Consider the following 20,259-nt stretch of genomic DNA (forward strand, 5'->3'; position numbering starts at 1 on the left):
CTGGCTCTAGCCTCAGTGAAATGCAATATATTGGATATGGGTCACTGAAGGAACGGGCCGCCGCCGAGATCCGGTCGGCGATCGTGCGCGGCGACCTGGAGCCGGGCACGGCCATCAAGGACGTCGAGCTGGCCGAGAAGCTCGGCCTGTCCCGCACCCCGGTGCGCGAGGCGCTCGCCACGCTGACCGAAGAGGGTCTGATCGAGACCAAGCCGCACGCGTACACGCGGGTCACCGCGCTGGCGGCGGAACCGGTGCGCGACGCCCTCGTCGTCGTGCAGTCGATGCACGTCCTCGCCACCCGCCTGGTCGTCCACCGCAAGTCGCTGACGGACGAGGACATCGCCGCGATGCGCGCCGCGAACAAGGCCTTCGAGGAGGCGCTCGACGCCGACGACGCCATCGCCGCGCTGGCCGCCGACGACGAGTTCCACGCGGTGGCCGTGCACCGCTGCGACAACTTCGCGGTCGCCGCGACCATCGACCGCTTCACCCCGCTGGTCCGGCGAGCCGAGCACAGCCGCTTCTCCTCGCCGAACGCCCGCCACTCGGTCACCCAGCACCAGCAGATCATCGAAGCGTGCGAGCAGGGCGACCACGAGCTGGCCGCACGCCTGGTCGACGAGAACTGGCGCACTCTGGAGGACGAACTGTGAACAGGTTCCCGCTGCTCTTCGGGCCCTCGCCGGTCCACCGCCTGGACCGCCTCACGACCCACCTCGGCGGCGCCGCGGTCTGGGCGAAGCGGGAGGACTGCAACTCCGGCCTCGCCTACGGCGGCAACAAGACCCGCAAGCTCGAGTACCTCGTCGCCGACGCGCTGGCGACCGGCTGCGACACCCTCGTGTCGATCGGCGGGATCCAGTCCAACCACACCCGCCAGGTGGCGGCCGCCGCGGCACGGGCGGGCCTGAAAGCCGTGCTGGTGCAGGAGAGCTGGGTCGACTGGAGCGACGTGGGCAGCGACCGGGTGGGCAACATCCTGCTCAGCCGCATGATGGGAGCCGACATCCGCCTCGTGGACGCCGAGTTCGGCATCGGCGTCAAACCCGCCTGGGAGCAGGCGATCGAGGAGGTACGCGCGTCCGGCGGCAAGCCCTACCCGATCCCCGCGGGCGCCTCCGACCACCCGCTGGGCGGCATGGGCTTCGCGAACTGGGCGGACGAGGTCCGCCGGCAGGAGGCCGAGCTCGGCGTCTTCTTCGACACCGTCGTCGTGTGCTCGGTCACCGGCAGCACCCAGGCGGGCATGGTCGCCGGGTTCGCCGGCGACTCGAACCGCCGCGTGCTGGGCATCGACGCCTCCGCCAAACCGGCCGAGACCCACGCCCAGGTCGCCCGCATCGCGCACGCCACCGCCGAGCTGCTCGGGGTCGAGGTGTCCGAAGAGGACGTCCTGCTCGACGACCGCTTCCACGCCGGCACCTACGGCATCGCCGACGAGTCCACTGTGGACGCCATGCGTCTGGGTGCGAGCCTGGAGGGCATGATCACCGACCCGGTCTACGAGGGGAAGTCCCTGGCAGGCCTCATCCACCTGGTGTCGTCGGGCGAGATCGGCCGCGACTCCACCGTCCTCTACGCCCACCTCGGCGGGCAGCCCGCCCTGAACGCCTACAGCTCGCTCTTCCCGGCCTGAGTCAGGCCCGCAGGCGCAGACCCTTCGGTGTGGCGCGGAAACCCGCTTCCTGCAGGACCGTGGCGAGGTGCGAGGTCAGGGCGATCTCGCCGTCGGCCCGCTGGACCGCCAGCGCGCCGAGCCAGCCGCCGCGGACCGCCCGGCTCAGGGCGTTCGCGGCGGTGCGCAGGACCGGGTCGTCATCGGTGAACGACAGCAGCGACTTGCCTCCCCTCTCGACGTAGAGCGCCGGCGTGCCGTCGACGAGCACCGCCAGCGCGCCCGCCTTGCGAGCGGGCCGGTGTTTGCCTTCCCCCAGGGGATCGGGCCACGGCAGGGCGGCGCCGTACGGCTGGGCCGGGTCGGCGGCGGCGAGCACCACCGCGGCCTGGTCGTCGGGCGCCGGCTGGCCCGGTGCCCGCGACAACGCCCGCAGCCGGTCCACCGCGCCCCGTGCCGCGAACTGGGCCGCGCCCAGCCCCTCGACGACGTAGCCGCGGATGACCTGGCCCGACTCCTCCATCGCCCGCAGCACCTTGTAGACGCCGCTGAACCCGCCCGTCACCCGTTCGGTGTCGAGAGCGCCGCGGGTCAGCACCCCGTGGCGTTCCAGGAACGCCTCGGCGCGGGCGTGCGCCCGGCGCGTCGGGTCCTCCGCCGGGCGCACCGCCAGCGACCAGCGGCCCGCCGCGGTCGGCGGACCCGTGCGCGAGGGCAGGTCCGGACGAGCGGCGCGCAGCCGGGCGTAGCGGCCCCGCGGCGCACTGCGGCGTGGCTTGTGGGCCGCGCCGCCACCGGAGACCAGCGCGCGCAGCGGCGCCAGCGTGTCGTTGGTGATCAGACCCGCCCACACCAGGTCCCACAGGGTGCCGACGACCTCGGCGTCGGTGCACTGCACGGACTGCGAGACCCGGTCGACCACCTGGCGGAAGAACAGCGCGCCACCGGAGAGCACCTCCAGCACCGCCGTGTGCAGCGGCGACTCCGGGATCGCCTCCGGCACCAGGTCGGGCAGCAGCAGGTCCGCCACGTCGGCCGGGGCCAGCGCGATCCAGCCGTCGCCACCCGCCAGCGAACCGCAGCCGGTCCACGTCACCTCGCCGGACGCCGTCAGCTCGTCCAGCAACGCCGGGTAGTAGCCCGGCAGCCGGGAGGGGAACAGCAGCGCTTCCAGCGCACTGGCCGGGAGCGGCGCCCCGGCGAGCTGCTCCACCACCGAGAACACGTCGTCGACCGTGGGCGCCGACCGCAGCCGCCGCCCCAGGCCGTGCCACGAGGGCAGGAACCGGCCCAGCGCCGCGGGTTCGACCGGCTCCACCTCGGAGCGCAGCCGGGCCAGCGAGGCACGGCGCAGGCGGCGCAGCACGTCCGCGTCGCAGTACTCGGTGTGCGTGCCGCCGGGACGCAGCTCGCCGCGGACCAGCCGGCCCGTGGCGGCCATGCGTTCCAGGACACCCGTCACCACGGCCACACCCAGACCGAACCGGGCGGCGGGCTCCGCCGCGGCGAACGGGCCGTGCGTGCGCGCGTAGCGGCTCAGCAGGTCGCCCAGCGGATCCGCCACCGGCTCGGTGAAGGCCTCCGGGACGCCCACGGGCAGGGCGACGCCGAGCGCGTCGCGGACCTTGCCCGCGTCCTCGATCGAGATCGACCGCTCCTCACCGGCGATCCGGACGCGGATCACCCGGCGGGCGGCCACCAGCTCGTCCAGCCACGCGCGGGGCACGCCGCGGTCGAGGGCCTCGGCGTCGGAGAGGTCTCCCAGGAACCGCAGCAGGTCCGCGGTGTCCTCGGCGTGCCGCGGGCGGCGGTCCTCGGAGAGGCGCTGCAGGCTGCGCTCGACCTCGGCGACGATCTCGGGGTCGAGCAGCTCGCGGATCGCCTCGGAGCCGAGCAGCTCCGCGAGCAGCGTCGAGTCGAGCGACAGCGCCGCCGCCCTGCGTTCCGCCAGGGGGGCGTCCATCTCGTAGAGGAACATGCCCACGTACCCGAAGAGCAGGCTGCGGGCGAACGGCGACGGCGACGGCGTCTCCACCTCGACGACGCGGACCCGGCGCGCGCGGACGTCCGCCATCAGCTCACGCAGGCTCGGCACGTCGTAGACGTCCTGCAGGCACTCGCGCATCGCCTCCAGGACCACCGGGAAGCGCTCGTACTTCGACGCCACCGACAGCAGCTGCGCCGACCGTTGCCGCTGCTGCCACAGCGGGGTGCGCCGTTTCGGGTCGCGGCGGGGCAGCAGCAGCGACCGGGCGGCGCACTCGCGGAACCGGGCCGCGAACAACGCCGAACCACCGACCTCGGCCACGACGATCTGCTCGACCTCCTCCGGGTCGAGCAGCACGTCCTCCGCGCTCGCCGTCACCTCCACGCCGTCGTGGTCGAGCGCGTCGGGCAGCCTCAGCACGATGCCGTCGTCGGAGTGCGCGGCCTGCACCTCGACGCCGCGCTTCTCCCGCAGCCGCGCGGCGATCGCCAGCGCCCACGGCGCGTTGACCTGGGCCCCGAACGGCGAGTGCACCACGAGCCGCCAGTCGCCCAACTCGTCGCGGAACCGCTCCACCAGGACGGTCCTGTCGTTCGGGACGTGCCGCGTGGCCTCCCGCTGCTCGGCAAGGTAGGCGAGCAGGTTGTCCGTCGCCCACGCGTCCAGACCGGCCGAGGCGGCCCGTTCCCGCGCGGCCGAGTCCTCCATCGTGGACACCTCGCGCAGGAACTTGCCCATCGCGCGGCCGAGCTCGAGCGGGCGGCCCGGCGCGTCGCCCTTCCAGAACGGCATCCGCGCGGGCTGGCCCGGCGCGGGCACCACGATCACCCGGTCGTGCGTGATGTCCTCGACCCGCCAGGACGAGGTGCCCAGCAGGAACGTGTCGCCCACGCGCGACTCGTAGACCATCTCCTCGTCCAGCTCGCCGACGCGCGAGCCGGGACCGTTCTCCGACGGCGGTGTCATCACCGCGAACAGCCCGCGGTCCGGGATCGTGCCGCCGGAGGTGACCGCGAGCCGCTGGGACCCCGGCCGGCCGCGCAGCTCGGAGTTCACCCGGTCCCAGGTGATCCGCGGCCGCAGCTCGCCGAACTCCTCCGACGGGTAGCGGCCCGACAGCATGTCGAGCACCGCGTGCAGCGCCGAGTCCGGCAGCCCCGCGAACGGCGCCGACCGGCGCACGAGCGCCGTCATCTCCTCGACCGTCCACGTCTCCATCGCCACCATCGCGACGATGTGCTGCGCCAGCACGTCCAGCGGGTTGCGCGGGAACCGCACGGCCTCGATCGCGCCGTCGCGCATCCGTTCCGCCACCACCGCGCACGACACCAGGTCGCCGCGGAACTTCGGGAACATGACGCCCCGCGACACCGCGCCCACCTGGTGGCCGGCCCGGCCGACGCGCTGCAGCCCGGACGCGACCGACGGCGGCGCCTCCACCTGCACCACCAGGTCGACCGCGCCCATGTCGATGCCGAGCTCCAGCGACGACGTCGCCACGACGCACGGCAACCGGCCGGACTTCAGGTCCTCTTCCACGGCCGTGCGCTGCTCACGCGACATCGACCCGTGGTGCGCGCGGGCCACGGAGGCCGTCTTCTGCACCGTCATCCCGGACTGGGCGATCGCCTCCGCCGGGAACGCCCCCGGCTCGGCGGCCGCGTCCCCGTCCCGCGCCTCGGCTTCCTCCGCGAGCTCGTTCAGGCGCGCGGTCAGCCGTTCCGCGAGCCGGCGCGAGTTCGCGAAGACGATCGTCGACCGGTGCGCCCGCACGAGCTCCAGCACCCGCGCCTCGACCGACGGCCAGATCGAGGTGCGCTGCTCGGCTCCCGCGGCCGAACCCGACACCTCGCCCGTCGGCTGGCCGAGCTGTGCCATGTCCTCGACCGGCACCTCCACCTCGACCTGGATGGTCTTCGGCGTCTTCGGCTGCACCACCGACACCGGCCGCCCGCCGGCGAGGAACGTGCCGATCTCCTCGACCGGCCGCACCGTCGCCGACAGCCCGATCCGCTGCGCCGGCCGGTCGAGCAGCGCGTCCAGCCGTTCCAGCGACAACGCGAGGTGCGCGCCGCGCTTGGTGCCGGCCACCGCGTGCACCTCGTCGACGATCACCGTCTGCACGCCGCGCAACGACTCGCGCGCCGACGACGTGAGCAGCAGGAACAACGACTCCGGCGTCGTCACCAGCACGTCCGGCGGGGTGCGGCCGAACGCCCGCCGCTCCTCGGGGGACGTGTCACCCGTGCGCATGCCCACGGCGATCGACGGCTCGGTGAGGCCCAGCCGGTGGGCCGCCTGCCGGATGCCGGCGAGCGGCGCGCGCAGGTTCCGCTCGACGTCGACCGCCAGCGCCTTCAACGGCGACACGTAGAGCACCCGGCACCGGTGCTTCGGCTCCGGCGGCACGGGGGAGGACGCGAGCCGGTCCAGCGCCCACAGGAAGGCGGCCAGCGTCTTGCCCGAGCCCGTCGGGGCGATGACCAGCGCGTGCTCGCCCGCGGCCGCGGCCGCCCACGCACCCGTCTGAGCCGGGGTCGGCGCGGCGAAGGCCCCGGCGAACCACTGCCTGGTCGCCGGTGAGAATGCCTCCATCACGTCCATGGGGACCATCATGGCGCCGGGGTCCGACAATTTCCGATTACGCAGGTCCGAGCACCTGCCGGAGGCCGCTGTGGCACGATCGTCCCGTACGTCTGCGAGGGGAGCACGGTGCGCGTCCTGTCCGTCGACCTGGGCACCGCCAACACTGTTGCGGTGCTGTCCGGCCATGGTGTGGTGGACGTGGACGGCGGGCCGACCATGCCCTCGTCCGTCTACCTCGAAGAGGACGGCACCCTGCGCGTCGGCCGGGAGGCGGAGCGGCGCTCCCGGCAGGACCCGTCGCGCTACGAGGCGAACCCCAAGCGCCTCATCGACAAGGCGACGCTCAAGCTCGGCGAGCAGAACCTGCCGGTCACCGACGCGCTCGCGGCCATCTACGCGCGCGTGCTCGAAGCGGTGACGCCGTTGCTGATGGGCGCGCAGCTCGACGAGATCCGCCTCACCCACCCGGCCGAGTGGGGACCGAGCAGGCGCAACAGGCTGCTGTCCTCCGCCCGGCTCGCGGGCATGACCGGCGAGCTCGTCCCCGTGCCGGAGGCCGTCGCGGTGGCCGCGCTCGGCGGCGGCCGCCCGCTCGCGGTCTACGACTTCGGCGCCGACACGTTCGACGTCTCCGTGCTCGACGCCGAGCACCGCATCCTCGCCGACGGCAGCCTGGGCGACGTCGGCGGTCTCGACGTGGACCAGGCGCTGCTCGAGCACATCGGCCGCGCGGTCTCGCACAAGGACCCGGCCGGCTGGCAGCGGCTGCTGCGCCCGACCACGGTGGACGACCACCGCGCCCGCCTCGGCCTGCGCGAGGAGCTGCGCCTCGCCAAGGAGGACCTCTCCGAGCTGCCCCAGGTCGAGGTGCTGATGCCGGAGCCGTTCGAGAAGGTCGTCGTCACGCGCGCCGAGCTCGAGGCGCTGATCCGGCCGAGCCTGATCCGCAGCACCGAGCTGCTCGTCTCCACCGTGCACAAGGCGGGCGTCACGCCCGAGCACGTCTACCTCGTCGGCGGCTCCTGCCGGATGCCGCTGGTCGCGCAGATCATCGCCGAGAAGGTCGGTATCGTCCCGACCAACCCCGACCACCCGGAGACGATCGTCGCGTCCGGCGCGCAGGTCGTCGACAAGTCGGCGATCACGCTCAAGCGCGAGGACGACAAGCCCCGCTACGTCGAGCCGCCCACGGTGGTGACCGCGCCGGTCAGCCCCGCCGTGACGGGCCCGCACCCGGTGAACCCGAACGTCAGCGGCCCGAACCCGGTGATCAGCGGGCCCAACCCGGTGATCAGCGGCTCGTACCCGAACCCCGCCGTGAGCGGCGCCTACTCGGCCAGCGGCAGCTACCCGGTGACCGGGCCGTACGCGGTGAACCCGGCGGTCAGCGGCAACTACCCGATGAACTTCCCGCAGCAGCCGCCGAAGAAGGACAACAAGAAGCTCCTGCTCGGCATCGGCGGCGCGGTCGTGGCGGTCGCGGCCGTCCTCGGCGCGGTGTTCGCGTTCTCCGGCCCCGACCTGCCCAGCGCGGACGAGTGCAAGGACGACACGTCCCAGGACGGCCAGGGCTTCACCAGGTGCCTGCGCCAGCTCGCGGGCACCGTGCCGGACGGGGGCGGCTGCGAGAAGGCCGACTCCGCGCAGATCACCGGCATGGAGGAGATCGAGGGCACGGTCGTGAGCTGCACGATCCGCGACGGCTACGCGGTCCAGTACATCCTCACCGACAGCGTCACCGGCGCCGAGAACAACGCCGACGCCATCGCGAAGTCCTTCCAGACCGACCGCGTCGAGGCCGACTGGACCGGCAACGGCCTGGAGGGCAACTACCGCGCGGCCACCTCCAGCGGCACCGGCGTGCTCGTGTTCACCGCCAAGGGCCGCCCCATGTTCGGCATCCTCACCAAGAACGCCGAGGAGAACGCCGACGAGCTCAAGCCGGACGAAATGGCCGACTTCTTCGAGAAGTCCGTTCAACCGGGTGAGTAACCGCCCCTGATGGACCTGTCGGCGCGGCTTCGCGCCGTGCCACCATCGCGATCATGGTGACCGTCGCGCCGCAGGTCGAACGCGTGCAGCGCAAGGTCGTTCGCGTGCTGACCGGCACCCAGGTCCTCGGGTCCGCGTCGGTGACGATCGGCCTCGCGTTCAGCACGCTGATCGCCGCGTCGCTGTCCGGCTCCGACGCCGTCGGAGGGCTCGCGCAGACCGCCGCCGTCGCCGGTGCCGCGGTGCTCGCCCTGCCCGGCGCCCGTCTCGCGCAGCGGCACGGGCGCCGTCCCGCGCTCGTCCTCGGCTACGGCACGGGCGCTCTCGGCGCGCTGGTCGCCGCCGTCGCCGTGGGCCTCGGTTCGTGGCAGGTGATGCTGGTGGGCCTCCTCCTGTTCGGAGGGGCTTCCAGCGCGAACTACGCGGCTCGCTATGCCGCAACGGACCTGGCGCACCCACACCGCCGTGCGCGGGAACTCTCCCGTGTGGTGTGGGCGGCCATGATCGGCGCGATCATCGGCCCGAACCTCGCCGATCCCGCCGGACGGGTGGCCGCGTGGCTCGGCCTGCCGGTCGGCGTGGGGCCCTTCCTGCTGGCGGCACTGGTGCTCGGTGCCGCCGTGCTGGTGATCCAGCTCGGGCTGCGGCCGGACCCGCTGGCGGTCGTGAGGAGCACCCGGCCGGTCGACCCCCCGCACTGCTCCGGCGGCTCCGGCAGCCCCGGTGGCCTGCGCGTCTGGGGAACGCTCGGGCCGATGGCACGACTTGCACTCGTTGGGGTGATGTTGTGCCACACCGCGATGGTCGGCCTGATGTCGATGACGCCGGTGCACATGAACCACGCCGGGTCGTCGTTGCGCGTGGTCGGCGTCGTGATCAGCCTGCACGTCGCCGCCATGTACGCCGCGAGCCCCCTGTTCGGGTGGATGGCGGACCGGCTGGGGCGCGTGCCGGTGCTCGCGATCGGCGCGTCGCTGGTGGTGGCGGCGGCCGGGGTCGCGGGGATGGCGCCGTCGCACGACGCCCCGCAGCTCGCCGCGGGCCTGGCGCTGCTCGGGTTCGGCTGGTCCGCCGGGCTGGTGTCGGGGTCCGCGCTGCTGACGGAGTCGGTGCGGGTGGAGGACCGCCCGGCCGCACAAGGCCTGTCGGACCTGGTGATGAACGTCGGTGCCGCCATCGGTGGCGCCGTGTCCGGGATCGTCGTGACGGCGTGGTCGTACGCGGCGCTCGGCCTGATCGTGGGCTTCACCGCGCTGCCGCTGCTGGTGGTGTGCCTCCTCGCTTCGCTGCGCAGGCCCGTTCGTTAGGGTCCTCCGGTGCGCATCACCGTGTTCCGCAAGCTCATGGCGGGGGAGTTCGGCCAGGTCAGGGCCGAGATGATCGCCCGCGACCACGTCCTGTCGTCGCTGGGGGGACGCACCGCCGACGAGGCGCTGGAGGCCGGGATCGGTGCCAAGGAGGTCTGGCTCGCGGTCTGCGACGCGTTCGAAGTCCCCGAGAACCGGCGCTGAGCCGCGGCCCGGAGTGTCACGTGTGCTCGAACACGTGTTCGGCTACAGTGGCTCCGACCCCCGGCTTCGCAGAATTGTCAGACCCCGCCAGTAGCGTCAGGTCCAACATGACGAAGCAACGGCAGACGACAAAAGGTGGACCCAAGATGGCACCCGCAGCACCCGACCGGGACAAAGCGCTCGAGCTGGCCCTGGCGCAGATCGACAAGCAGTTCGGCAAGGGCTCCGTGATGCGCCTCGGCGAGGAGGGCCGCGCCCCGATCGAGGTCATCCCGACCGGCGCGATCGCGCTGGACGTGGCGCTCGGCATCGGTGGTCTGCCGAGGGGACGGGTCGTCGAGATCTACGGTCCGGAGTCCTCCGGTAAGACGACCGTGGCGCTGCACGCCGTCGCGAACGCCCAGAAGGCCGGCGGCATCGCGGCGTTCATCGACGCCGAGCACGCGCTCGACCCCGAGTACGCGAAGAAGCTGGGCGTCGACACCGACGCGCTGCTGGTGTCGCAGCCCGACACCGGTGAGCAGGCGCTCGAGATCGCGGACATGCTGGTCCGCTCCGGCGCGCTCGACATCCTGGTCATCGACTCGGTCGCCGCCCTCGTGCCGCGCGCCGAGATCGAGGGCGAGATGGGCGACAACCACGTGGGTCTGCAGGCCCGCCTGATGAGCCAGGCGCTGCGCAAGATCACCGGTGCGCTCAGCTCGTCCGGCACGACCGCGATCTTCATCAACCAGCTGCGCGAGAAGATCGGCGTGATGTTCGGCTCCCCGGAGACCACGACCGGTGGTAAGGCGCTGAAGTTCTACGCCTCCGTGCGCTTGGACGTGCGCCGCATCGAGACCCTGAAGGACGGCGGCGAGCCCGTCGGCAACCGCACCAGGGTCAAGGTCGTGAAGAACAAGGTCGCGCCGCCGTTCAAGCAGGCCGAGTTCGACATCCTCTACGGCAAGGGCGTCAGCCGCGAGGGCTCGCTCATCGACATGGGCGTCGACCAGGGCATCCTGCGCAAGTCCGGCGCCTGGTACACCTACGAGGGCGACCAGCTGGGCCAGGGCAAGGAGAACGCCCGCAAGTTCCTGCTGGACAACCCGGACATCGCGAACGAGATCGAGAAGCGCATCAAGGACAAGCTCGGCATCGGCGCCACCCTCGACGCCGACGAGTCGGCTCCCGCCGCGCCTGTCGAGTTCTAGAGGTAACGAGTGGACGAGGTTGAGGAGCAGCGCAAAGCGAGGGACATCTGCTACGCGCTGCTCACCGCCCGAGCCCGCTCCCGGCAAGAGCTGCACGACGCGCTGCTGCGCAAGGGAATCAGCGCCGGCGTCGCCGAGGTGGTCCTCGGCAAGTTCGACCGCGCCGGCCTGATCGACGACACCGAGTTCGCCGAGATGTGGGTGCGTTCCCGCCACACCCACAACGGCCTGGGTCGCCGAGCCCTGGCCATGGAGCTGCGCCGCAAAGGCGTGGCCGACGAGGTGGTCGCCGAAGCCGTGGCCGCCGTCGACAGCGAAGCCGAGGAAGACCGGGCCCGCGAACTGGTCCGCAAACGCCTGCGCACCCTCTCCGGAGTGGACGAGACGACGAAGATCCGCCGCCTCGTGGGCGCGCTGGCCCGCAAGGGATACGCGGAAGGCCTCGCGTACCGCGTGGTGCGCGACGAGCTGCGCAACGCGGGCGACGAGGCCGCGGCCCTGGACGAGCCCTGGTAGCCGAGCCGTTCCACCGGGGTTTGACCACCCCGGTGGCCACCAAGGGCGCTTGACCGGCAGGCCACGCGAGCCACGTCGCAGGCACCGACGCGAGCGCGTCGCAGCCAGGCCATGCGAGCGCGTCGCAGGCAGGCCATGCGAACGCGTCACAGGCAGCTACGCGCGCTGTAGGCACGAACCTCGTCGCGTGCCCGGCCGTGCCAAAACGCCGACAGTGGCTCGCTCTCATTCGGGCGGTGCCCCGGATCCGGCCCGTCTCCGCCGGGCCCCGCCTTTCGGGCACGGCTCCCGTCCTCCGCGCTAACCCGAGTTCCCCGGCCGACTTCCGCCTGGCCGGCTTCCACGGGGCCGACCTCCGGCGTTCGATGGCCGGTCTCGTGGCGTGACCGGTCAGCCGCAAGTGACGCGCGCACCATTCCCGCCGCACTGTCCGTTGCCCGACTCGGCTGACAGCGTTGAGCCGCGCCTCGTCCTCCGCTCAGCCCGGATCCCGATACGCGGCCCGCGCTACCTGCGCCGCGCCGGCTCGCGCCCCCGGCGCAGCTTCCGCACGACCGCTTCCCAATCCTGCCGCCGACTCCACGGCTCTGCTCCACCGCACCCGGCCGACGTCCCGGCCGGTCCCCCAGGGGCAGAATTCGGTGCCCCGTAACCGACCTCACGGCTTGACCGGTTGGCCGCGAGTAGCCTGAACCAGGTGAGCACCACTCCCGACGCGCCGTCCACCGCGACCCCCACGGTCTCGGAACTGCTCTGCTTCGACCTCTACACGACGTCGCGAGCGGTCACCGGCTTCTACCGCCCGATCCTGGACAAGGCGGGGATCACCTACCCGCAGTTCCTGGTGATGCTGCTGCTGTGGGAGCGGGACTCCAGGCCGATCCGGGAGCTGGTCAACGAGCTGGACCTCGAGTACAGCACCCTGTCGCCGCTGATCAAGCGGCTGGAGAAGAGCGGGCTGCTGGTGCGCGTCACGCACCCCGATGACGAGCGCTCGGTCCTCGTGCAGCTCACCGACAAGGGCCGTGACCTGCAGTGGATCGGCGCCGAGATGACCAACCGGCTCGGTCAGGCGCTCGGCATGACCGACGACGAGATCAACGTTCTCCGCAAGGCGCTGCACCGCGTGAAGCACGGCGCCGAGCGCTAGTGACCTGAAACACATCGCGTACGAGGTGCCTCGTCGGGTAACTTACATCGTGCACGACCTAATCGAGCACGATGAAGCACCGGATCGGTGCCTGGCGAGAGTGAGAGAACGATGCGAGTTCGCAAGGTGTTCACGGTTCTTGGAGCGCTGCTGACGATGGCTGCCGTTGTTCCGTCCAGCGCCGGTGCCGGGGAGGACGCCGAGAAGACCGGGGCCAAGAAGCCGACGGTCGTGCTCGTGCACGGCGCGTTCGCGGACGGGTCGAGCTGGAACGGTGTCGTGGAACGCCTGCAGCGCAAGGGCTTCCCGGTCGTCGCGGTGGCGAACCCGCTGCGCTCCCTCACCGGTGACGCGAACTACCTGCGCAAGGTGCTCGCCACGATCGACGGGCCGGTCGTCATCGCCGGCCACTCCTACGGCGGCATGGTCCAGTCGCAGGCGGCGCTCGGCAACCCGAACGTGAAGTCGCTCGTCTACGTCGCGGCGTTCGCGCCGGAGAACGGTGAGAGCGCGCTCGAACTGTCCAACAAGTTCCCCGGCAGCACGCTCGGCGACACGCTGTCGACCGTCGACATCGGTGACGGCAGCAAGGACCTCGTGATCCAGCAGGACAAGTACTGGCAGCAGTTCGCGGCCGACGTGTCCCGCAGGGACGCGACGATCGCGGCGGCGACGCAGCGGCCGGTCAACGACACCGCGCTGACCGAGAAGGCCGGGGATCCCGCGTGGCGCACGATCCCGTCGTACTTCGTGGTCGCCGGCAAGGACAAGAACATCCCGATCGCCTCGCAGAAGTGGATGGCCGAGCGCGCCAACGCGCGTGCGCTCGTCGAGGTCCGCGGCGCTTCGCACTCGGTGGCGGTGTCCCAGCCGGAGATCGTGGCCGACCTGATCGTGCGCGCCGCGCGCTGACGGGGGAATCGGGGGAGCGGAAAGCCGGGACGCGGGCGTCCCGGCTTTCGCCCTGTCATATCAGGGTTTCGCGACCTTGCAGTCCGGCAGCGACAGGTCCAGCGTCGTGCCGGGCCCGAAGCAGGGGACGAGGCCGGACGTCTGCTGGCCGTAGCTGATGCCCTTGCGGACGGTGACCTTGCCGGCGGCGTCGACCTCGCACGGGTTGTTCATCGTGCAGCGGCCGCCGCTGTCGTTGCCGGTGTTGTTGACGCCGACGACCTTGCCGCTCGCGTTGTCGATGATCGGCGAACCCGAGGTGCCGCCGATGGTGTTGCACGACGGCGTGTACCGCATCGAGTCGTGCCAGGTCCACTCGGCTTCCTTGAGCCGGTGCACCAGGTCGTCGATCTGGCAGGAGTAGATCCGCTTCCAGTAGCCCGAGGCGATGCGGATCTCCGTCTTGGCCGCGGGGGGCGTGGCCGACAGTTCCAGCGCACGGCTTCCGTAGCGCTGCTGGATCTCGTCGTAGGTCTTGTTGACCCGGTAGAGCGCGACGTCGGTGCCGGTCATCGTCGCGTAGACCAACCTGGTGCCCCGCAGGGTCGTGATCTTCTCGCCGGAGCCGTCGAGCAGGCCGAAGCCGCGCGACGCCGCCTCGTCGACGATCACCTCGCCGGGCTTCATCAGCTCGACGCAGTGCCCGTTCGTGAGCACGAGCGCCTCGTCCGCGGGCGCCGAGCCGGGAAGGCGGACCAGCGAGCCGGAGCAGTTGTCGAGCGAGACGATGCCGGTGAAGTCGACGGCGGCCTGGGCGGGTGCCGTCGTCACGGCGAAAGCGGCGATCGCCGCGAGGAGGGTTCCGACGAGTCGTCGTGCCATGTGCGGATCGTAAGTACCCCGCTCCACTCGGCTGTGGACGGACGCGCCACAACCGACCCGATCGGGTGAGGATTCTGCGCCGAGCTAACGGGTGGAGCGAACCGGTCGACGTCGTGGTCACACATCGCAACCGCCTGGAGCCGCAATGACCTACCCGACGCCGCCCGCCTACGCCCCGCCTCCGGCCGCACCGCAGAAGCCCGCGAGGTTCGGCGCGCTCGCGTGGGCCGCGTTGATCCTCGGGATCGTCGGTGTGGTCAGCTCGCCGATCATCATCCTGAACAACCTCACCGCGATCGCGGCGGTCGTCGGGCTCGTGCTCGGGGTCATCGCGTTGTTCGGCACGCGCAAGGCCTTGGCGGTCATCGGCGTCGTCCTCTGCGTCGCGGCGATCGCCTTCACGGTGATCGCGCAGCAGTCCGCGGTGGAGGAGCTCGACAAGATCCTCGACGGCACCACCGGCGAGAGCGGGACCGGCGTCGCGAGCGGGACCCCGCCGAAGCAGGACGCGCTCGTCACGCCGCCGACGTGGGGCAAGCGGCACACGTGGGAGAACGGCCTCTCGGTCGACGTCGCGGCGCCGGTCGCCTGCAAGCCGGGCCAGTACTCGTCGCCCCCGAACATCGTCCGCGCGGTGAAGTTCAAGGTCACCATCACCAACGGGACCACCGCCGCGTTCGAGACCGCGCTGATGTCGATGGGGGACGACGTGCAGTTCAACGGGCAGAAGGCCGAGCGGGTGTTCGACACCGGCGGCGAATGCGGTGGCGGGTTCGACACGGCGACCGTGTTGCCCGGCAAGACCTACACCTACGAGGTGGCGTACTCGGTCGGCGCGCAGCCCGGTGAGATGCAGCTCGTGTTCGAGCCGACCTTCAACGCCGACAAGGCGGCGTTCGTCGGCCGCGCGTAAACCGTTCGCGGTCGCACGCCTGGACGGGTTACAAATCCGGGCATGTTGCGCAAGTACCCGCGAACGCCCCACCTGGAGGGCTCGCGCCGGCAACCGGGCGACGAGGACCTCGACCAGGTGCCGTTCCGCGCGATCGCGGGACGGCACCTCGTCGTCGAGGAGAAGCTCGACGGTGCCAACGCGGGCATCAGCTTCGACTCCGCCGGTGCGCTGAAGTTGCAGTCGCGCGGCCATTTCCTGTCCGGTGGACCTCGTGAGCGGCAGTTCGCGCCGTTGAAGGCGTGGGCCGCGACGCACCAGGGCGTGCTCTGGGAGAGGCTCGGCGCGCGGTACGTGCTCTACGGCGAGTGGTTGTACGCCAAGCACACGGTGTTCTACGACGCGCTGCCGCACCACTTCTGCGAGTTCGACGTGCTCGACCGCGAGACCGATGAGTTCCTGTCCACACCGGAACGCCGGCGGCTGCTCGCGCACACGCCGGTGGTGTCCGTGCCGGTGTTGCACGAAGGACCGTTGCGCACGGTGAAGGACCTGATCGCGCTGATCGGCCCGTCCACGTGCCGCACGCCAAGGTGGCGCGATGCGCTGGTGGAGGCGGCGCGTGCCGCGGGTCAGGACCCGGATGTCGTTGCCGCGGAGACGGATTCGGACGACGACATGGAAGGCCTCTACATCAAAGTGGAGGAGGACGGTCGCACCATCGAGCGGTACAAGTGGGTGCGACCGACGTTCCTCACGGCCGTGCTCGACTCGGGAAGCCACTGGCAGGACCGACCGATCCTGCCGAACCGGGTGGTGTCACGTGTTTGAGTCCCTCTGCCCTTCCGGTCCTCAGTGGACTGTCGACTGGGACGCCGTCCGCGCGGCGTTCGAGTGGGTCCGCGCGATGGAGGGTGTGCCACAGGATCCGGTGCACCACGCCGAGGGCGATGTCTCCGTGCACACGCGCATGGCGTGCGAAGCGCTTGTCTCGCTGCCGGAGTGGCGGGCTCGCCAGGAGGCCGACCGGGTGCGGCTGTTCGCGACGGTGCTGCTGCACGACGTCGCGAAGCCCTTCCGCACGCAGGTCGACGGCGACCGCGTCACCGCGCACGGCCACTCGCGCGCGGGAGACCTGCTCGCGCGCAAAGTGCTGTGGGAGATGGGCCGCCCGATCGCGTGGCGCGAGCACGTCGCCGCGCTGGTGCGGCACCACCAGGTGCCGTTCTGGGCGCTGGAACGACCGGACCTCGACCGCATCGCCTTCCGGGTGAGCCTGCTCGCGCGCAACGACGACCTCGCGACCCTCGCCCGCGCCGACATCCTCGGCCGGATCTGCGACGACGCCGAGCCGGTGCTGGAGAACATCGCGCTGTTCGAGGAGTACTGCCGCGAACGCGACTGCCTCGACCGGCCGCGCGAGTTCCCGTCCGACCACGCCCGCTTCCAGTACTTCCGCACCCCCGGCCGCGATCCCGGCTACGCGGCCTACGACGACACGCGCGTCGAGGTGACGGTGCTGTCCGGCCTGCCCGGCGTCGGCAAGGACCACTGGATCGCGACCCACCGGCCCGGCTGGCCGGTGGTGAGCCTCGACTCGGTGCGCTCCCGGCTCGGCATCGCCCCCGGTGGCGACCAGCGCGCCGTGGCGGCCGCGGCGTTCGAGCAGGCGCGGACGTTGCTCAGGGCGGGGGAGAGGTTCGTCTGGAACGCGACCAACATCTCCCGGCAACTGCGTGACCGCTGCATCGGGCTCGCCGCGGACTACCGCGCTCGCATCACCCTGGTCGGCCTCGAAGCACCGAAGAACGTGATCCGCGCGCGCAACCGCGCCCGTCCGGAACCGGTGCCGGCCGCGGTCATCGACCGGCTCGTCGACAAGTGGGAGGCGGTCGATCCCACCGAGGCGCATGTCGTCGAGCGCGTCGACACAGCCTGACCGGCCTCGGCACCCGCTGGCCAAGTTCGCGGGCGACGAGGTCCACGACGAGGGCGACCAGGTGCAGGGCTGGACCGAGCAGGGGAGAACCGCGTCGCGCGGACGGCGGCGCAGGGCCTGACGAGCCGGCAGATCGCCGAGACCCTGCACCTCACCCGCCGCACGGTGGAACTGCACCTGTCAGGCGCCTACCGCAAGCTCGGCATCACCGGACGGGCAGAGCTCGTCGCAGCCCTGTGGTCGTGACGGCTGAGCCGGGACGACGTGGTCACCCGAGCCGCGCGGCCTCACGGGCGAGCGTCTCGACGCGGTTCCAGTCGCCGGCCTGGAGCGCGTCCTTGGGAGCCAGCCACGAACCGCCGACGCAGCCGACGTTCGGCAGCGCGAGGTAGCTCGGCGCGGTCTGCGGCGTGATGCCGCCGGTCGGGCAGAACCGGATGTGCGGGATCGGGCCGCCGATCGACTTCAGGTAGTCGACCCCGCCCGCCGCCTCCGCGGGGAAGAACTTGAGCGCGGTCAGCCCGCGCTCGGCCAGCCGCATCACCTCGGACACCGTCGCCGCTCCCGGCAGATACGGCAGCCCGGTCGCGTCGGCCGCGTCGAGCACCCGGTCGGTGGTGCCGGGCGTGACGAGGAACGCCGCCCCGGCCTTCGCCGCCTGCTCGGCGTGCTCCGGGGCCGTGACGGTGCCCGCGCCGATCACGATCTCCGGCACCTCGCGCGCCACGTTCTCGATCGCGGCGAGCGCGGCCGGGGTGCGCAGCGTGAGCTCGATGACGCGGACGCCACCGCGCAGTAGCGCCCTGGCGAGCGGCACCGCGTGGTCGGCGTCGTCGACCACGACGACGGGGATGACGGGCGAGAGCGCGAGCAGGTCGGCTCCGGTGGTCGCGCCGTTGGTCACGGTGTCACTCCTTGCGAGATCTGGTGATCGAAAACCGGTGTGCCGCGCACCGCCGACATGCCCGCCGTCCGCCTCGCCGACCCACCCCGGATGCAAAAAACGTTTGCGGACGTCCGCAAACCACTCATTGCAAAGGCGGTCGAGCGGTCCGGCAAGGCGGGCCAGCCGGGCGTCACCGGCCCTTTGCAATGGGTCTTTTGCGGACGAAGTCCAAAGAACCATTGCTAAGGGCCAGGTCAGCGGTGGTGCTACAACCAATGTATTGGTGGGTGGGCTAGTGGTGCGTGACCGGGGCGAAGTGGTCGGCGGTGATGGGGCCGAACACCGTCGCGCCGCGGTCGGCGGGCCCGACGGTGCGGCGCAGGGCGGCGAACAGCTCGCGGCCCGTGCCGACCCACTCGTGGGCGGTCGGCGGGAAGTCCACGAGCGGGCGCGCCGCCAGTTCCTCCGCAGGCACCCGGACCTCCAGCGTTCCGGCGGTGGCGTCCAGCCTGAGGACGTCGCCGTCGCGGACCCGGCCGAGCGGGCCGCCCACGGCGGCTTCCGGGGTCAGCTGGATGGCGGCGGGGATCTTGCCGGAGGCACCGGACATGCGGCCGTCGGTCACCAGGGCCACCTTGTGGCCCCGGTCCATCAGCACGCCGAGCGGCGGCGTCAGCTTGTGCAGCTCGGGCATGCCGTTGGCCTGGGGGCCCTGCTGGCGGACGACGACGACCACGTCGCGGTCGAGCTCGCCTGCCTGGAAGGCCTCCTGGAACGCCTCCTGCGTGGTGAACACGCGGGCGGGGGCCTCGACGACGTGGTTCTCCGGAGCCACCGCCGAGACCTTGATGACCGCGCGGCCGAGGTTGCCGGAGAGCATGCGCAGGCCGCCGTCGGAGGCGAACGGGTCCGACGCCGGGCGCAGGACCTCGAGGTCGAGCGAGTGGCCGGGGCCGTCCACCCAGACCAGCTCGCCGTCGGCCAGCACCGGCTCCTGGCGGTAGCGGTCCAGCCCGAACCCGGCGACCGTGGTGACGTCGCCGTGCAGCAGGCCCGCGTCCAGCAGGGTGCCGACGACGAACTGGACGCCGCCCGCCGCCTGGAAGTGGTTGATGTCGGCGCTGCCGTTCGGGTAGACCCGCGCGATCAGCGGCACGATCGCGGACAGGTCGGAGAAGTCGTCCCAGCTCAGCTCGATGCCCGCGGCGGCGGCGATGGCGACCAGGTGCATCGTGTGGTTCGTGGAGCCGCCGGTGGCCAGCAGCGCCACGACGCCGTTCACGACGGCCTTCTCGTCGACGATGTGCGCGATCGGGGTGTAGCCCTCGCCCTTGGCCATCTCCACGGCGCGGCGGCCGGCGTGCTCGGTCAGCGCGCGGCGCAGGCCCGTGCCCGGCGGCACGAACGAGGCGCCCGGCAGGTGCAGGCCCATGACCTCGACGACCATCTGGTTCGAGTTCGCGGTGCCGTAGAAGGTGCAGGTGCCCGGCGAGTGGTACGAGGCGGCCTCGGCGTCCAGCAGTTCGTCGCGGGTCGCCTTGCCCTCCGCGTAGAGCTGCCGGACGCGGGCCTTCTCCTTGTTCGACAGGCCCGACGACATCGGGCCCGCGGGCACCAGGATCGACGGCAGGTGGCCGAACGACAGCGCGCCGATCAGCAGGCCCGGCACGATCTTGTCGCACACGCCGAGCAGCACGGCCGCGTCGAACATCTCGTGCGACAGGGCCACGCCCGTCGACATGGCGATGACGTCGCGGCTGAACAGCGACAGCTCCATGCCCTCGCGGCCCTGGGTGATGCCGTCGCACATCGCGGGCACGCCGCCCGCGAACTGCGACACGCCGCCGGCGGCGCGGACCGAGTCCTTGATCCAGGCCGGGTACTCCTGCAACGGCTGGTGGGCCGACAGCATGTCGTTGTACGACGACACGATCGCGACGTTGGACTTGCGCAGCGCGCGCAGCGCCGCCTTGTCGCCGCCGGTGATCCCGGCGAAGCCGTGCGCCAGGTTGCTGCACGCGAAGCCGGACCTGGACGTGCCGTCCTGCGCGGCTGCGGCCACACGTTCGAGGTACACGCGGCGGGAATCGGCGCTTCGGGCGGCGATCCGGCGTGTCACCTCAGTCAGTACGGGATGCAGTTCGCTCATGGTGGGTCTCCGGGTCATCACGGGCCGTGGTGGGGCCCTTCCGAGACGACAACGGTGGCGTCCCACG

At 71.8% G+C, this 20,259-nt stretch carries 17 protein-coding genes; 13 read left to right on the forward strand and 4 right to left on the reverse strand.

Annotated elements, in window-relative coordinates; genetic code table 11:
• Positions 1–20 precede the first annotated feature (20 nt).
• Positions 21–656 carry a GntR family transcriptional regulator gene (locus BMW88_RS13185; protein WP_089950961.1) on the forward strand — a complete coding sequence of 212 codons (636 nt, stop codon included), beginning with the start codon at positions 21–23 and terminating at the stop codon, positions 654–656.
• Positions 653–1,639, forward strand: a complete 987-nt coding sequence (locus BMW88_RS13190) for a 1-aminocyclopropane-1-carboxylate deaminase (RefSeq protein ID WP_089950962.1) — start codon at positions 653–655, stop codon at positions 1,637–1,639. The genes BMW88_RS13185 and BMW88_RS13190 overlap by 4 nt, the downstream gene beginning before the upstream one ends.
• Position 1,640: 1 nt before the next feature.
• Here the strand turns inward: BMW88_RS13190 and BMW88_RS13195 are convergent, their stop codons facing one another.
• Entirely contained in the window at positions 1,641–6,209 is a 4,569-nt protein-coding gene (locus tag BMW88_RS13195; RefSeq protein ID WP_245777743.1) for an ATP-dependent helicase, read from the reverse strand.
• A gap of 108 nt (positions 6,210–6,317) precedes the next feature.
• Here BMW88_RS13195 and BMW88_RS13200 point away from each other — a divergent pair, with 108 nt between their 5' ends.
• The 7 genes from BMW88_RS13200 to BMW88_RS13230 all read left to right on the forward strand — a co-directional run bounded on the left by BMW88_RS13200 (position 6,318) and on the right by BMW88_RS13230 (position 13,465).
• Positions 6,318–8,183: an Hsp70 family protein gene (locus BMW88_RS13200; protein ID WP_089950963.1), complete on the forward strand. Its 1,866-nt coding sequence runs from the start codon at positions 6,318–6,320 to the stop codon at positions 8,181–8,183.
• Between the two features lie 53 nt (positions 8,184–8,236).
• Positions 8,237–9,490, forward strand: a complete 1,254-nt coding sequence (locus BMW88_RS13205; protein ID WP_089950964.1) for an MFS transporter — start codon at positions 8,237–8,239, stop codon at positions 9,488–9,490.
• Positions 9,491–9,499: 9 nt separating this feature from the next.
• On the forward strand, positions 9,500–9,694 hold the full coding sequence (locus BMW88_RS13210; RefSeq protein WP_089950965.1) for a DUF3046 domain-containing protein: 195 nt from the start codon (positions 9,500–9,502) through the stop codon (positions 9,692–9,694).
• Between the two features lie 146 nt (positions 9,695–9,840).
• Entirely contained in the window at positions 9,841–10,887 is a 1,047-nt protein-coding gene (recA, locus tag BMW88_RS13215; protein WP_089950966.1) for a recombinase RecA, read from the forward strand.
• A gap of 9 nt (positions 10,888–10,896) precedes the next feature.
• Entirely contained in the window at positions 10,897–11,403 is a 507-nt protein-coding gene (locus tag BMW88_RS13220; RefSeq protein WP_089950967.1) for a regulatory protein RecX, read from the forward strand.
• A gap of 697 nt (positions 11,404–12,100) precedes the next feature.
• Positions 12,101–12,553, forward strand: coding sequence for a MarR family winged helix-turn-helix transcriptional regulator (locus tag BMW88_RS13225; protein WP_089950968.1), 453 nt, complete (start codon positions 12,101–12,103; stop codon positions 12,551–12,553).
• Positions 12,554–12,664: 111 nt separating this feature from the next.
• Positions 12,665–13,465 carry an alpha/beta fold hydrolase gene (locus tag BMW88_RS13230; RefSeq protein ID WP_089950969.1) on the forward strand — a complete coding sequence of 267 codons (801 nt, stop codon included), beginning with the start codon at positions 12,665–12,667 and terminating at the stop codon, positions 13,463–13,465.
• A 60-nt stretch (positions 13,466–13,525) separates the two neighbouring features.
• Here BMW88_RS13230 and BMW88_RS13235 read toward each other — a convergent pair whose 3' ends face one another.
• A complete protein-coding gene (locus BMW88_RS13235; RefSeq protein ID WP_089950970.1) occupies positions 13,526–14,326 on the reverse strand; it encodes a S1 family peptidase in 801 nt (266 codons plus the stop codon).
• Between the two features lie 145 nt (positions 14,327–14,471).
• Between BMW88_RS13235 and BMW88_RS13240 the strand changes: the two genes are divergently transcribed.
• From BMW88_RS13240 to BMW88_RS43225, 4 genes are all read left to right on the forward strand, one after another.
• Positions 14,472–15,239: a DUF4190 domain-containing protein gene (locus BMW88_RS13240; protein WP_089950971.1), complete on the forward strand. Its 768-nt coding sequence runs from the start codon at positions 14,472–14,474 to the stop codon at positions 15,237–15,239.
• A 42-nt stretch (positions 15,240–15,281) separates the two neighbouring features.
• The gene (locus BMW88_RS13245) at positions 15,282–16,049 is read left to right on the forward strand and encodes an RNA ligase family protein (RefSeq protein WP_089950972.1); all 768 of its coding nucleotides are present in this window, start codon (positions 15,282–15,284) and stop codon (positions 16,047–16,049) included.
• Complete coding sequence (locus BMW88_RS13250) at positions 16,042–17,157, forward strand: AAA family ATPase (RefSeq protein WP_218148049.1); 1,116 nt, start codon at positions 16,042–16,044, stop codon at positions 17,155–17,157. Before BMW88_RS13245 ends, BMW88_RS13250 begins: the two co-directional genes overlap by 8 nt.
• Before the next feature lie 144 nt (positions 17,158–17,301).
• Positions 17,302–17,403, forward strand: coding sequence for a LuxR C-terminal-related transcriptional regulator (locus BMW88_RS43225; protein WP_245777767.1), 102 nt, complete (start codon positions 17,302–17,304; stop codon positions 17,401–17,403).
• A 22-nt stretch (positions 17,404–17,425) separates the two neighbouring features.
• On the opposite strand, the gene eda is transcribed toward BMW88_RS43225, so the two are convergent.
• Both eda and edd read right to left on the reverse strand, forming a co-directional pair.
• The gene (eda, locus tag BMW88_RS13260) at positions 17,426–18,061 is read right to left on the reverse strand and encodes a bifunctional 4-hydroxy-2-oxoglutarate aldolase/2-dehydro-3-deoxy-phosphogluconate aldolase (RefSeq protein ID WP_245777744.1); all 636 of its coding nucleotides are present in this window, start codon (positions 18,059–18,061) and stop codon (positions 17,426–17,428) included.
• A gap of 274 nt (positions 18,062–18,335) precedes the next feature.
• Positions 18,336–20,210 carry a phosphogluconate dehydratase gene (gene edd / locus BMW88_RS13265; protein WP_177221083.1) on the reverse strand — a complete coding sequence of 625 codons (1,875 nt, stop codon included), beginning with the start codon at positions 20,208–20,210 and terminating at the stop codon, positions 18,336–18,338.
• Positions 20,211–20,259 lie beyond the last annotated feature (49 nt).

Origin of the sequence: Lentzea xinjiangensis, from assembly GCF_900110955.1 — a bacterium.
Classification (GTDB): Bacteria; Actinomycetota; Actinomycetes; order Mycobacteriales; family Pseudonocardiaceae; genus Lentzea; species Lentzea xinjiangensis.